Origin of the sequence: Mesorhizobium sp. Root552, from assembly GCF_001427285.1 — a bacterium.
In the GTDB taxonomy this organism is placed as follows: Bacteria; Pseudomonadota; Alphaproteobacteria; order Rhizobiales; family Rhizobiaceae; genus Mesorhizobium.
The window spans coordinates 149,700-164,467 of sequence record NZ_LMFV01000045.1; the positions used below are offsets into that span (position 1 = coordinate 149,700).

General features: G+C 60.9%; 10 protein-coding genes. 4 read left to right on the forward strand and 6 right to left on the reverse strand.

The window, feature by feature from the left end; all coding sequences use genetic code 11:
• Nucleotide 1 precedes the first annotated feature (1 nt).
• The 6 genes from ASD50_RS15785 to ASD50_RS15810 form a co-directional block, all read right to left on the reverse strand.
• On the reverse strand, nt 2-2,455 hold the full coding sequence (locus ASD50_RS15785; RefSeq protein WP_056243101.1) for a GcvT family protein: 2,454 nt from the start codon (nt 2,453-2,455) through the stop codon (nt 2-4).
• A gap of 20 nt (nt 2,456-2,475) precedes the next feature.
• Nucleotides 2,476-3,018 (reverse strand): helix-turn-helix domain-containing protein, encoded by a 543-nt coding sequence (locus ASD50_RS15790; protein WP_056243753.1) that lies wholly within the window; start codon nt 3,016-3,018, stop codon nt 2,476-2,478.
• A 192-nt stretch (nt 3,019-3,210) separates the two neighbouring features.
• Complete coding sequence (locus tag ASD50_RS15795; RefSeq protein WP_056243103.1) at nt 3,211-3,789, reverse strand: sarcosine oxidase subunit gamma; 579 nt, start codon at nt 3,787-3,789, stop codon at nt 3,211-3,213.
• Complete coding sequence (locus ASD50_RS15800) at nt 3,782-6,778, reverse strand: sarcosine oxidase subunit alpha family protein (protein WP_056243105.1); 2,997 nt, start codon at nt 6,776-6,778, stop codon at nt 3,782-3,784. The genes ASD50_RS15795 and ASD50_RS15800 overlap by 8 nt, the downstream gene beginning before the upstream one ends.
• A complete protein-coding gene (locus ASD50_RS15805; protein WP_056243107.1) occupies nt 6,775-7,071 on the reverse strand; it encodes a sarcosine oxidase subunit delta in 297 nt (98 codons plus the stop codon). The genes ASD50_RS15800 and ASD50_RS15805 overlap by 4 nt, the downstream gene beginning before the upstream one ends.
• Before the next feature lie 35 nt (nt 7,072-7,106).
• Entirely contained in the window at nt 7,107-8,366 is a 1,260-nt protein-coding gene (locus ASD50_RS15810; RefSeq protein WP_056243109.1) for a sarcosine oxidase subunit beta family protein, read from the reverse strand.
• A gap of 220 nt (nt 8,367-8,586) precedes the next feature.
• On the opposite strand from ASD50_RS15810, the gene ASD50_RS15815 reads away from it, so the two are divergent.
• From ASD50_RS15815 to ASD50_RS15830, 4 genes are all read left to right on the forward strand, one after another.
• The gene (locus ASD50_RS15815; protein WP_244484552.1) at nt 8,587-11,055 is read left to right on the forward strand and encodes a mechanosensitive ion channel family protein; all 2,469 of its coding nucleotides are present in this window, start codon (nt 8,587-8,589) and stop codon (nt 11,053-11,055) included.
• A 400-nt stretch (nt 11,056-11,455) separates the two neighbouring features.
• Nucleotides 11,456-11,719, forward strand: a complete 264-nt coding sequence (locus ASD50_RS15820; RefSeq protein ID WP_056243113.1) for a hypothetical protein — start codon at nt 11,456-11,458, stop codon at nt 11,717-11,719.
• Between the two features lie 192 nt (nt 11,720-11,911).
• Nucleotides 11,912-13,351 (forward strand): UbiA family prenyltransferase, encoded by a 1,440-nt coding sequence (locus tag ASD50_RS15825; protein ID WP_056243115.1) that lies wholly within the window; start codon nt 11,912-11,914, stop codon nt 13,349-13,351.
• Nucleotides 13,348-14,706, forward strand: coding sequence for an FAD-binding oxidoreductase (locus ASD50_RS15830; RefSeq protein WP_056243118.1), 1,359 nt, complete (start codon nt 13,348-13,350; stop codon nt 14,704-14,706). The genes ASD50_RS15825 and ASD50_RS15830 overlap by 4 nt, the downstream gene beginning before the upstream one ends.
• Nucleotides 14,707-14,768 lie beyond the last annotated feature (62 nt).

Genomic DNA, 14,768 nt, shown 5'->3' on the forward strand with positions numbered 1-14,768 from the left:
ATCAGGCTTTCAATCTTTGATTGTCCGGGTCCCAAAGCGGTTCGTCCTTCTGAACGACGGCCTTGAAACGGTCGCCGAAGATTTCGACTTCGACGGTGCTTCCCGGTTCGGTGAGGTCTGCGCGCAGCATGCCCAGCGCGATCGATTTGTCTATCCGGTGGCCCCAGCCTCCTGACAGCGTTTCGCCGACGATCTTCCCGTCATGCCAGAGCGTCGACATATAAGGGGCGTCGCATTCGCCCGGGTCTTCAACTGTCAGCGTGACAAAGCGCTTGGAAACGCCCTGCTGCTTCTCGTTGGCGAGGGCCGTCTTGCCCCTGAAATCAGGCTTTTGCCACCGCACGAAACGCTCCAGACCGCCTTGAAGCACGGAGTAGTCGGTGGAAAGATCCTGTTTCCAGGCGCGATAGCCCTTCTCTAGGCGGAGCGAGTCCAGCGCGAACATGCCGAACGGCTTCAAGCCGTGCTTCTGGCCGGCTTTCCAGACCGCGTCGAAGACTGTGGCCGTGTCCGCTACCTTGGTGTGGATTTCCCAGCCGAGCTCGCCCGCGAACGAGACGCGGATCAAGCGTGCCGGGCGGCCTGCGATGGTTGTTTCCTGATGGGTGAGCCAAGGCATCGTGAGGTCTGCAACGCCGACATCGGCAAGGATTTCGCGTGATTTCGGGCCGGACAGGATCTGCGTCGAATATTCCTCCGTCCTGTCGGTCAAGGTGAACGGCGCATCATCAGGCATATGACGCTTCAACCATTCGAAATCATGCAGTTGCGCAACGGCTGCAGTGATCAGGGTCATCGCATCTTCGGAATGGCGCATGACCGACATTTCGGTGACGATGCGGCCCTTGTCGTCGGCAAAATAGGCGAGGCCGATGCGCCCCGGTTTCGGCACGGAACCGGTGATCTGGGTGCTCAGCCATTCGGCAGCACCTGGCCCCTCCAGTTCGAAACGCGAGAAACCGGGCAAATCGAGGATGCCGGCTGCGTCGCGCACGGCGAGGCACTCCTCACGGATGCGCTTTTGCCATGGGCCTTCACGGCGGAAGGTCTGGGTTGCCTCCTCGGACGTGTCGTCACCTGGATGTGCGTACCAGTTGGCGCGTTCCCAGCCATTTGCGGAGCCGAACTGCGCGCCGAGCGCCTTGATGCGGTCGTGGATCGGCGACAGCTTGCGGCTGCGCGCTGCCGGCCAGGCGTGGCGCGGGAAGTAGATCGCATACTCGTGGCCGTAAACTTCCATGCCCTTGGCGACTGCGTAATCCGGTTCGGAGGCAAAGGGCGTGAAGCGGCACGGGTCGCAGGACCACATGTCCCACTCCGTCTGGCCTTCGGTGACCCATTCGGCCAGCACCTTGCCAGCACCGCCTGCCTGGGCAATTCCGAAAGTGAAGACGCAAGCTTCGAAAGCGTTCGGTACGCCGGGCATAGGCCCGATCAGCGGGTTGCCGTCCGGGGCGTAGGGAATTGGGCCATTGATGACCTTGGACAGACCTGCGGTGCCGAGGATAGGCACGCGGGAAACTGCATCGGCAAGATAGTACTCAAGGCGATCGAGGTCGTCAGGGAAGAGCTGGAAGGAGAAATCCTCCGGCATCCGATCATCGGCGCTGGCCCAATGCGCGCGGCAATTGCGCTCGTAGGGGCCGAGATTCATGCCGTTCTTCTCTTGCCTGAGATACCAGGACGTATCGACATCGCGCAGCAGCGGCAACTTGTGGCCGGCTTCCTTCGACCATGCGGCGAGTTCGGGAATCTCCTCGAACAGGATGTACTGATGGCTCATCACCATCATTGGCACCTTGCGTCCGAACATCTTGCCAACCTCGGCAGCCCGATACCCGGCCGCGTTGACGACGATCTCACAGCGGATTTCGCCTTGCGCGGTCTCTACGACCCATTCGCCCTTGTCGCGGCGAACGCCGGTGACGGGGCAGAAGCGGATGATCTTGGCTCCCATGTCGCGCGCGCCCTTGGCCAATGCCTGGGTAAGCTGGGCCGGGTCGATGTCGCCGTCGCTCGGATCATACAAGGCACCGAGCAGGTCTTGCGTGTCGATGAACGGATAGCGTGACTTGATCTCGTCGGCCCCGACAACTTCGATATCCATGCCCTGGTAGCGGCCCATGCCCTTGGCCCGCTGGAACTCGCGCATGCGTTCCTTGCCGTGTGCAAGCCTCAGCGAACCGGTGACGTGGTAGTTCATAGGGTAGTCGACCGCCTTGCCGAGCACGCGGTAAAGCTCGGTCGAGTAGCGCTGCATGTTCATCAACGACCATGATGTGGAAAAGGTCGGGACATTGCCTGCCGCGTGCCAGGTGGAGCCAGAGGTGAGCTCGTTCTTTTCCAGCAGCACGCAGTCGGTCCATCCGGCCTTGGCGAGATGGTAGAGTGAGGAGGTGCCGACGGCACCGCCGCCGATGATCACCACGCGCGCCGTCTTTGGAAAATCAGCCATTCAATCCTCCCAAATCCGCTTCAATACACCGGCGGTGAAACGGTCCAGATCACCACAGCCGGCTCGGTGCCTGGATTGCGCCAACGGAACGGCTTGTTCTCGAAGCGGAAACTGTCGCCTACCTCCAGCCGATGCCAATTGCCCGCTATTTCAATCTCGAAAATGCCCGAGACGACGTAGCCGGCCTCCTCGGTTGGCCGCAGTGCGTGTTCCGCCAGCTCCGCGCCGGGTGCGAAAACCGAGCGGAGCATCTCGAAGCTTCCGCCGAGGTCGGGCGAAAGGAGTTCCTCGATCAAGCCGCTTTCGGTGGTGCCGAGCGCGCGCCGCCTTCCGGCGCGGACGATCACGCCACATTCACTCTCGTCAGGGACATCGTGGCTGAAGAAAAGGCTTACCGGGACTTCAAACAGTTCGGCAAAGGCCCGCAGGTCGCCAAGCGAAGGGATCGACAGGCCGCGTTCCACCTGGCTCAGCCATCCAATCGAACGCCCAAGCTTCAGCGCTATTTCGGCGAGCGTCATGCTGCGCGCCTTGCGGAGCGCGCGAATGTCGCTGGCGAGCAGGCGTTCGCCTTCCTGGTTTTCTGGCTCAATTGCTGCCGCTGTCGATGGCACTGTGACTACCTTGATGGAACCTAGAAAACTCATGAAAAAATGACCTATGTTTTCATGAGATGGGAATCCCATGAAGGAATCAAGAACAATTGCATGGTCCAGACGGTGGTCTGGCCCATGCGATCTGGTTGCGGGGGAGACTTATCTTACTTCGTAGCCGACTTCCTCGGAGGCACGGCAAAGTGCGTGCCAGAAGCTACGGGCGAAGGAGCGGAAAACGTAGACATCGAATTGATCAACGGCGGAACGCTGAATCTGGGCAAAGATGTCGTGATGCACCGTGGAGCGTCCCGCGCCGATTGGAAACGCGACGAGCGAGAAGTCGATGGCGAAGAACTTGGCAAGTACCCATCCTGCCTTGGGCCCGCTGATCCGAATGGCGGTACGGCCATGCGAGAGATCGGTTACCGTCCCGGTTTCCGGTGATACAGCCTTCGTGAGAGCCTCGGAGAGGCTTTCTGCTTCGTCCATGACCATGAATTTTGCCGGTGCGAAGCCAAAGGCAGCTTTCTGACCGTTGGCCACACCGCCGTCCGGCAGGGCAAGGCCGGTGACTTTCTTGATCGCTGCGATGACCGCCTTTTCCTGACCGGGCCACGCGGCCAGTTGAACAATGGAGCCGGGTGCAACCTCGGACAGCACCACACCGACGCCGTCTTCGAACTGGCCGTGCGAACCCGGACGGAGCACGGGCTCCAGCGGTGACAAGCGCTCAGCCATGCATGCGGCTCCCTTCCGGGTCATAGAAGTGGTGGCTCACGATCTGGACAGGACCGAAGCGCTTGCGCAGCGGGTCGGAGACGAAAGCGCGGCTGCCATGGCGTGCCTTTCCACCGTTGACCAAAGCAAGTGCGATATATCTGCCGAGTGCGGGCGAGTAGCAGGCCGCCGTTATGTGGCCGATGGAACCGTGCGGGTTCTGTTCGTCCAGTTCTTCCTCGATGTGTGCACCACCGTTGAATGGGCGGTTATCAAGCGAGAGCAGGCCGACAAGCTGCAGACGGTCAGGTGAGGCCAAGCCATTGCGGTCCATCATGGCCGAGCCAATGAACGGTTTCCTGGTCGACAACATCCAGTCGAGATGCAGGTCGCGTGCTGTCGTTCGCCCGTCGATTTCCGCGCCGGTGACGTGGCCCTTTTCGATGCGCATGGTGCCGAGCGCTTCAAGCCCGTAAGGAACCAGTCCGAAAGGTTTGCCTGCATCGATGAGGGCCTGCCAGACATGGGTGCCGTAGTCCGCTCCGCAATAAACCTCGAAGGCCATCTCACCGGAGAAGGAGAGGCGGCAGACCATCACCGGGACATCCGCAATCTTGCCGTGGACGATGCCCATGAAGGGCAGGGCGGTGTTGTCGACGGGTGTTCCCTTGACGCAGCTTGCGAGGATAGCGCGCGCCTGCGGGCCGCCGATTGCCGCGCCCGCCCACTGGTCGGTGACCGAGGTGAGGGTGACCTTCAGGTCCGGCCAGATCATGTCGAGGAAATATTCCAGATGCTGCATCACCTTGCCGGCGTTGGCGGTGGTGGTGGTCATGAGGAAGTCATTTTTCCCGAGGCGCCAGGTGGTGCCGTCGTCCATGGCGATGCCGTCTTCGCGCAACATCAATCCGTAGCGCGCCTTGCCGACGGCGAGCGTGGAGAACATGTTGGTGTAAACACGGTCGAGGAATTCGGCAGCGTCCGGTCCCTGCACGGCTATCTTGCCGAGTGTGGAGACGTCTACGATGCCAGCGGTTTCACGCGTGGTCCTGGCTTCGCGCACATAGGCTTGTTCGATTGTTTCACCGGCATGGCCGTAGATCATCGGGCGGTGCCAGAGACCGGCCGCGTACATGGTTGCGCCATGTTCCACGTGCCAGTCATGCATCGGCGTCAGTCGCTCGGGGCGGATGTCGCCGTAACGTTCGGCCGCAAGCGAGCCAACAGACACCGGCGCGAAGGGCGGACGAAACCGCGTGGTGCCGACTTCGGGGATCGGCTTGCCGAGCGCTGCGGCCATGATGGCGAGGCCGGGGATGTTCGAGATCTTGCCCTGATCGGTCGCCATGCCAAGCGTGGTGTAGCGCTTCAGATGCTCGACGGAGACGAAACCTTCGCGGTGAGCCAAACGCACATCCTCTGCGGTAACGTCGTGCTGGAAATCGACAAAGCCTTTGCCGTCAGCCCTGATCTCAAAAACGGCCGCTGGCGCCGGATCGCCGGCCACTGCGTCTGCCACAGGCAGATCGTCGTTGGCCGCGGCCTTTCCGCCCGCTGCCGCAAGTCCCGCAACGTGGCCCTCGGCGATGGCCTCCGTCGTGGAAAAGCTGCCGTTGAAGGCACCGGCGCCAATCCAGCTTTGGGTTGGCTCAGGGGGTAGGAACGCTTGCAATTCGTTGTCCCAGCGGGCTTTTGCGCCCGCCTGGCTGGCGAGATGAATCGTTGGCGACCAGCCACCTGACATCAACAGGCAGTCGGCCTGAATGGTGCGAGATTCACCGCTCAAGACCCCGTTGGTGCTGTCGAAACGCTGTATCTTGATGCCGGTGAGCGCCGTGCTGCCTTCGGTTGCGACAACGGCATGGCCCGTGTGGATTTGCGCGCCGGTATCGCTGGCCAGATTGCGCATGGCGTCGGAGACATTTGGGCGCACGTCGATGATCGCGGCGATACTGGTCCCTGCCTTTTGCAGCGCGACGGCGGCGTGGTAGGCACTGTCGTTGTTGGTGAAAAGCGCCACCTTGCTGCCAGCCAGAACGCCGAACTCGTTGGCGTAGCGCCGCGCGGCATTTGCCAACATGACGCCCGGCCTGTCGTTGCCGGGGAATATCAGCGGCCGTTCCATCGCACCGGTCGCCAGTACGACTTTCTTCGTCCGGATGACCCAATGGCGATGGCGCGGCTCGCCTTTGCCAGGATGCTCCTTGTGATCGGTGACGCGCTCCAGCGCGGCAAGCGTGTTGCCGTCGTAGAACCCCCAAACGGTCGTTCGGGGCAGTACGCGAATGTTGGGATGGCTCTTGAGCCCTTCGGCGAGGCCCGCGGCCCATTCCGCAGCGGGCATGCCGTCGATGGCTTCGCCAGACCAGTTGGCGGAGCCGCCAAGCCTGGCATCGAGCTCAGCCACGATCACGCGCGCGCCCTTGTCGGCTGCGGTCGCAGCCGCCATCAGTCCAGCAGGCCCGGAGCCGACAACCAGAACGTCACAAAAGGCATTCATGCGCTCATATCGCGAAGGGTCGGCTGCGCGGCCGGCACGGCCAAGCCCTGCGGCGCGGCGAATGAAATGTTCGCACAGCATCCAGAAGCGCGTGCCCTTCAGGGGGCCGATAGCGGGACCCATGAAGGTCTTGTAGTAAAATCCGGCGGAGATCAGCTTGCCTGCAAGCTGGTTGACGGCGCTGACATCCCACTTGAGAGAGGGGAAGCGGTTCTGGCTTTCGGCGACAAGGCCGTCATAGATTTCGACCGTGGTCGCGGGCACGTTCGGCTCGCGTGCGTCACCGCGCAAAACCGTCACCAATGCGTTCGGCTCGTCGATGCCAGCGGTCAACACGCCACGCGGGCGGTGGTATTTGAACGAGCGGCCAAACAAGGTGACGCCGTTGGCGAGCAGTGCGGAGGCCAGCGTGTCGCCTGCATGACCGGTGAAAGCTTTGCCGTCGAAGGTGAAGCGGATGGTTCGCAGGCGATCGATGCGCCCACCGGAAGTCGCACGGCGCGGGCTCATGCCTTGGATCCCCGCTTGGTCGGCGAACGATGTGGGACATGTCCACGCGCGAATACCACGCTCGATATTTCATGCGTCAGGGTGTTGCGAACGACCTTGAGATGCGACCGGCAACCGCCCGAGTGCTGCCAAACCTCGTTGTGGTCGCCGGCCGGGTTCAGCCGGTCATAGACATATTCGTTCCAGGCATCGAGATTCTGCGAGGCTGGAGCAGGGCGCTCTCGGTTGCCATCACCCTGGTAGGTGAATTCGGACACGTCGCGCGGCCCGCAATAGGGACAGGTAATCAGCATGGCTTCGTATCTTTTTGCTCGGCCAGGGACATGGACTAATGTAGCCGGGGCGTTGCGCCCTGGCCCTTGTCGTCGATGATTGCGCCGTGATGGAAACGCTCGAGCGTGAAGGGTGCGTTGAGTTCGTGCGGTTCGTCCTTGGCGATGGTGTGCGCGAAACACCAGCCCGAAGCGGGCGTCGCCTTGAAGCCGCCATAGCACCAGCCACAGTTGAGATACATGCCGGGCAGAGGTCCGGTCGTGATGATGGGCGAGCCGTCCATGGTCATGTCGCAGACGCCGCCCCATGACCGCAGAACGCGGGCCATGCCAAGACTTGGAAACAGCGCCAGCATTTCGGCCATCACCTCTTCCACGATCGGCAGATTGCCGCGCTGGGCGTAGCTGTTGTAGCCGTCGAGGTCGCCGCCGTAGATGAGGCCGCCCTTGTCCGACTGCGACATGTAGAAGTGGCCCATGCCGAAGGTCACGACAGTGTCAATGAACGGCTTCAGCGATTCGGTGACGAAGGCCTGAAGGACGTGGCTCTCGATTGGCAGGCGCTCGATACCGGCCATCTGCATGACGCGTCCTGTACTGCCGGCTACAGCTAGGGCAACCTTTCTGGCGCGGATGTCGCCGCGTGTCGTCGTTACGCCGACGATGCGTTCGCCCTCGCGAATGAAGCCCGTTACCTCACAATTCTCGACAATATCGACGCCACGCCGATCAGCCGCGCGGGCATAGCCCCAGGCAACAGCATCATGGCGGGCGGTGCCAGCGCGCGGCTGCATCAGGCCGCCATAGATTGGAAACCGCGCGTCCGGCGACACGTGCATCGCGGGGATCAATCGGGAAATTTCGGCAGGTGTCATCAGTTCGGCATCAACGCCCAGATGACGCATTGCATTGCCGCGCCGCGCGAAATCGTCGAGCTGTGCGGGAGTGTGAGCGAGGTTGAGGCAACCGCGCTGCGAGAACATCACATTGTAGTTCAGGTCGTGGGACAGGTTCTCCCACAGCTTCATCGAATGCTCGTAAAAGCGAGTGTTGGCGGGAAGGAGGTAGTTGGAACGTACCGCGGTGGTGTTGCGTCCGACGTTGCCGGAGCCGAGATAGCCCTTCTCCAGTACCGCGACGTTGGTGATGCCGTGTTCCTTGGCAAGATAGTAGGCCGTCGACAAGCCGTGACCGCCCCCGCCGATGACGATGACGTCATACGAGGCCTTGGGCTCCGGCTTGCGCCAAGCGGGCTTCCAGTCCTTGTTGCCATTCAGCGCATTCCTGATCAGCGCCAGGGCCGAATATTCCGCCATTGTCGATATTCCGCCGTTTTCCAATTTTTCGCTCGGGCAGGGGCAGACTATAGAGCAGGCTGGCTTCAAAAGGCCAATATTGCGCCGCCGCTTTTCAACAAATCGACTCCGGCATAAGGCTGCAACGCGGGTTGCTCCTTCAAGCTGCGGCCTCTATCAATGGGGGTGCCTCATCCCCTTGTTTCGTCAGCGAGTCGCTAGCCTCGATATGCCTGTCCGGATGCTTCGCTACATTTTTGCCCTGATGTTTGCGGTTGCGACACTCCTGCCGCAGACCGTATCGGCGCAGGACCAGGCGTCAGCCACAACGCCGCTCATCGCTGAACAGCAAAAAGCTCTCGACACACTTACGCGCAAGGCTGACGGGCTTGAAAAGCAGATCGACCTGGACAGGGAAGATGACGCCAAGCTGGTCGAAATACGTCTCGGATTGGAGGACGTTTCGCGCGAGGCGCTGCATAGCGCGCTAACCTTCAGACCCAGGCTTGCCGAAATAAATGCTAGGCTCGAACAACTGGGCGCACCTCCTGCAGACGGGCAGCCGGCCGAACCGGACATCGTCAAGAACGAGCGCAGCGAACTGGCAGCCGAAAAAGCCCAGATCAACGGGGTGCTTGCTGCGGCGCAAAACCTTTCCCTGCGCAGCAGCGGGATAATCGACAGAATCGCCTTGATGCGCAGCGAGTTGTTCCGAAGCCTGCTGACCAAACGCTATCAGCTCACCGACGCGCTGAGCGGTGAAGTGATATCCGATGCCAACCAGGAATTCCGTAACTTCGTAAGTTCGCTCTCATCGTGGATTTCGTTCGCTTTCAAGTTCAAATTCCAGGCAGTCGTCGTCGCCACTTTTCTGGCTTTGATCGCCGCGGCCGTGCTGTTGATCGGGGGACGGCGCCTGTTTGGCCGCTTGATCGAAGCCGATCCGGCAGCGGACGAGCCATCGTATCTCAGCCGTCTCTCGGTTGCCTTCTGGTCGACACTGCTGCCCACCGCCGCCATGGGCGTGTTCTTTGCGGCGACCTACTTTTTCTTCAATTCTTCCAATGTGTTGCGTGGCGATATTGGTGTCTTTTTGAGCGCCGCGATGCTGATCCTCACCACAGTCTTCCTGGTGAACCGACTGGCGAATGCAGCGCTTGCGCCTGGTCTGCCGAACTGGCGGCTGATACCGGTCGAATCCGGCTCTGCCCGGTGGTTGGTGCATCTGGCGACGGCGATGGCGGTAGTCGTCGGGATCAGCAACTTTTTGTCGGTCGTCAACGAGCAGATGGGTTCGCCGCTCTCGCTGACCATCGCGCGGAGTTTCATCGCCACGATCATCGTCGGCGTGATCCTGATCCTGATAGGGCTGGTGAAGCCGTTCAGGACCCATGAAGGTGTCTGGCGGCCTTGGCCGGCCTGGCTGCGCTACAGCGCCTTCCTGCTCGGTGGTTTCACGATCGGCGCGGCGCTTTTTGGTTACATCGGACTTGCGCTTTTTGTCTCGCAGCAGGTGGTCGTCACCGGCACGATCCTGATTACGGCCTATATCGGCTTTCTTTCGGCCAAAGCGATCGGCGAGGAGGGCGGTTTCGGCGGTTCGTCCGCCGGCCGTTGGCTTACGTCCAACGCCAATATCGAAGAAAGTACGCTCGACCAGTTCGGCCTTGCCGTCAGCGTCGCCCTCAACCTGCTGATCGTCGTGGTATTCCTGCCGCTGATCCTTCTGATGTGGGGCTTCCAGCCCGGCGACATCCAGACCTGGGGCTACAAGCTGGCGACGGGCCTCAGCATCGGATCGGTGACGATATCCTTCACCGGCATCCTTTCAGGCCTTGTGGTCTTCGCCATCGGCTATTTCCTGACGCGCTGGTTCCAGGGCTGGCTCGACGGCTCCGTGATGGCTCGCGGCAAGGTGGATGCCGGCGTGCGAAACTCGATACGCCTGGCCGTGGGTTATGCAGGCGTCGCGGTGGCAGCGCTGGTCGGCATTTCGGCAGCGGGCATAGACCTTTCCAATCTTGCGCTGGTTGCCGGCGCACTTTCCCTCGGTATCGGCTTCGGTCTCCAGAACGTCGTCTCGAACTTTGTCTCCGGCCTCATCCTGCTGGCCGAGCGCCCGTTCAAGGTTGGCGACTGGATCGTGGCCGGCGATGTCAGCGGCACCGTCAGGAAGATCAGCGTGCGCGCGACCGAGATCGAGACCTTCCAGCGCCAATCGGTCATCCTTCCCAACTCCAACCTGATCAATGGCGCCGTCGGCAACTGGACGCATCGCAACAAGCTGGGTCGGGTCGAGATCAAGGTGGGCGTGGCCTATGGCAGCGACGTGAAGCGAGTGCACGAACTCCTGCTGGAAATAGCACGCAGCCATCCGATGGTTTTGAAAAATCCGGAGCCATTTGTGCAGTTCACCAATTTTGGGACAGCGGCTCTGGAGTTCGAGGTTCGCATCTATCTGGCGGATATCCTCAACGGTGGCGGTGTCCAGAACGATATCCGGTTCGCCATTCTCGATGCCTTCAACCGGGAGGGTATCGAGATACCATCGACGCCGCGCGCCGTCGTCGAAATGCCGAAGCTGGAACCTTGGCCGGGTGACGACGACAAGATGGAAGTGGAACACGCCGAGCGCGAACGGCTGAAGGCAGAGGCAGAGCAAAAGGCCCTCAAAAGCCGCCGCAAACCGCGAAAACCTGACCCTAATTAGGTCGGGAATTCATAATTCTCATCGAACTGGTGTGAGGCCGTCTGGTCGGATACGCGAACAAAGAGCGCGGGAAATGTCATTCATTTTCAAGCTCTTTCGACAAGGTGGCCGGGCAGGTGGACCACATCCCCTTACATCCGGCTGCAAGCGGCTACGCCGAACCGCTAGACCGATGAACCACATCGACATTCGCGCATCTCCTGCATCTTTTTGCCGTACCAGATGCCGTTTCGATCACATTTATGAGTCCACCACATAGCCCCCTGAACGTTTCCGAAACCAATTGCGGCATGAATGGGGCATTCAGTTGCGGTTCAGCTTCATTCTCCTATAAGCTTGTCCGCAATGGCGAAAACGCCTTGCAAGTGGCAACAGAGGCGGTGGCAACACCGGAAATGCAATGTTGAAGTCACTGATCACCGGCACAATGCTGTTGGCCGCGAGCGGCGCGGCTTTCGCAGCAAGCGCCGTCAACAAGGACGCGGAGACGCGTACGCTTGTCGTTACCGAAGGCGGTAGCAAGTCCGAGCTGGCGCTGGCGGCGGGCGAGACAGTGGAATTCTGCCCGAGCGGCTGCTTCGTTACCCTTCCTAACGGTGACCTGGAAGCCTTGACCGGCTCTGAAACAGTCGAGATTTCCGGCGGTGTCGCGAAGGTAAAATAATCGATCGCGATTTTGTCGCGAGCTGGCAAGGCCGGGCAATCGCCCGGCCTTTTATCGTTTTGAGCAAGATATGCTTAACGATACCGCCTGAAATCCGATCAGCCTTTCGGCTCTCGTCCAGGCTTCTTAACGTTCGCTTGGCCCCTCGCCGCTATATCGGCAGCGGGCAGGCAACAGACTGGGGCAGCGAACATGGACGTGCGGTCGGAAAGGAATGCAATGCCGCTTGCCGTCGATCTCGACGGCACGTTGATCGCGACCGATCTTCTTTGGGAAGGCCTGTTCGCGCTGCTGAGAAAGAACCCACTTTACCTGTTTCTCGTCCCACTTTGGCTTGCCGGTGGCCCCGCACGCCTGAAACAGGAAATCGCGGAAAGGGTCGACATCGACGCCGGATCTCTGCCCTATCGGGAACCCTTGCTGGCGCGGTTGCAAACCGATCACGCCGATGGCCGCAAGATCGTCCTGGCGACAGGCACGCCCCGCAAGTTCGCGGAAGCGGTTGCGGCGCATCTCGGCATCTTCGACCATGTCCTTGCAACCGACGGGCCGCATAACCTGACTTCATCGCGCAAGCGCGAGGCGCTCGTCGCCGCCTATGGTGACGGCGGTTTCGACTACGCAGGAAACAGCCGCCACGACCTCGATGTCTTCGATGCCGCGCGCACCGCGATTGTCGTGGCGCCGGATCGCCGTGCCGCACGTTGGCAGGCCAGGCATGACTGCGAGGCGATGGCTGGAACGAAGCCGACACTGAAAACCATCTTGAGGATGCTGCGCTGCCACCAATGGCTCAAGAACGGATTGATCGCCGTTCCGATGGTGCTGTCGCATGAATATCTGAATGTGCAGATGGTCATTCAATGCATGCTCGCGATCGTGTCGTTCAGCGCGGTGGCTTCGGCAATCTATATTCTCAACGATTTTTTCGACCTCTCGCTCGATCGCCAGCATCCGACCAAACGCAACCGGCCGTTTGCGAGTGGCGCACTATCCATTCCGTTCGGCATGTGGTCGATCGTCGGCCTGCTTGGCGTCGGCCTCGGTTCCGCGCTTTTGCTGCCGGCCGAGTTCCTGATCGTATTGGGCGGCTACCTCGTCATCACGACGGCCTATTCGCTTTCGCTTAAGCGCATGCTTTTGATCGACGTGTTGACGCTGGCCGGCCTCTACACGATCCGCGTGGTGGCAGGGGCTGCCGCCACGGGCACCGATGTTTCGTTCTGGCTTTTGGCGTTCTCGATCTTCTTCTTCCTGTCGCTTGCTTTGGTGAAACGCTTCGTGGAACTGCGCTCCACAAGCCTGATCGCAGGAGAGCGCATCGCCGGGCGTGGCTATCGCTACGAAGACCAGGAAATCGTCGCCCAGGCGGGTATGGCCTCGGCATTCTCTTCCGCGCTCGTACTTGCGCTTTACCTGGACAGTACCGCCATACGCGAACTCTACGCGCACCCCTGGATGATGTGGCCGTTGCCGCCTATCGTGCTCTACATGACCATGCGCGTCTGGATCCTCGCCCGCAGGGACGAGATGCACGATGACCCGGTCGTCTTCGTCATTCGCGATTGGCGCAGCCAGATCGTTATCGTCGCCGGCGCACTGCTTCTGGTCGTGGGAAGTTTGTGGCCATGAAACGCTCCAGTGCCTATTCGAGCTTTGGGCGGGCAACGCCGCCAGCACCGGAAGCCATGACGGCAAGCGATGCAATCGAGTTGCTGAAGTCCGGCAAAGTGGCGGACAACTCCTTGTTGGGCTACGGCAATGGCCGCTCCTATGGTGATTCCTGCCAGAACCTGACCGGGACGGTGGTGGACATGCGCACTCTCAAGAGCTTGCGCGCGTTCGACCCTGAAACGGGCTTGCTGGAAGCCGATGCCGGCATGCTTTTGTCGGATGTCATCGGGTTTGCAGCGCCTTTCGGGTATTTCCCGGCGGTTGTGCCAGGCACGCAGTTGGTTACCCTGGGTGGCGCCATCGCCAATGATGTCCACGGCAAGAACCACCATCGGCGCGGCACATTCGGATGCCATGTCGAAGCTCTTACTTTGCTGCGCTCGGATGGGCAGACATACCGTTGCTCGCAGGTGGAGAACACACGCCTTTTCTGGGCGACCATCGGGGGCATGGGGCTGACAGGCCTGATCTTGTCCGCGTCGATCCGCTTGATGCGGGTGCCGTCGCTCGACATCACCGAGCAGGTGACGCCGTTTCGAAACACTGCCGAGTTCTTCGACCTGGCCGAGACTGCGGACCAGGACAATGAGTACGCGGTGGCCTGGATCGACCAACTGGCGAGTGGCAGCAAGGCCGGCCGCGGTTTGCTGTTCACCGGAAACCACGCCGAGACAGGGGCAAGGGCGGCCAACGATTCCTCCGGCGGGCTGCGGGTTCCGTTCCAGCCGTCTTTCACGGCGCTCAATCGCCCGTTCCTGCGTGTGTTCAACAGTGCCTACCGATGGAGCAAGGGACGGTCGACGCAGCCGCGCCAAAGCGGTTATCAAGGGTTTTTCTTCCCGCTCGACGGTGTTCGGGACTGGAACCTGCTTTATGGACCAAGCGGCCTGTTCCAGCATCAAAGCGTTGTGCCCGAAGCCTTGGCCCGCGAAGTGGTGCCCGCCTTGCTGGAAGCGACCAGACGGGCAGGGCAGGGCTCGTTCCTCACCGTTTTGAAGCGCTTCGGCTCGATGCGCTCGCCAGCGCTTCTGTCATTTCCGCGCCCCGGCTACACGCTGACGCTTGATTTTCCCAATCGTGGCGAGCCGACGCTGAAGCTGCTGGCTGAGCTTGACGACATCACGGTCAGGGCCGGCGGCGCGGTCAATCCCTACAAGGATGCGCGCATGAGCGCAGAGACATTCGCGGCTTCCTTCCCCGATTGGCGCAGGCTGGAATCGGCGCGTGACCCGGCTTTTCGATCTTCGTTCTGGGCGCGGACGGCTGGCCGGCTGGGAACGAATGGAGCGAGCCTTGTAGAAGCTGCCGAATAGTCAGGATTTGAATTGCTGCCGGTAGAAACGCAGCTACCAAGCAATTTAATAAAAATATTCGC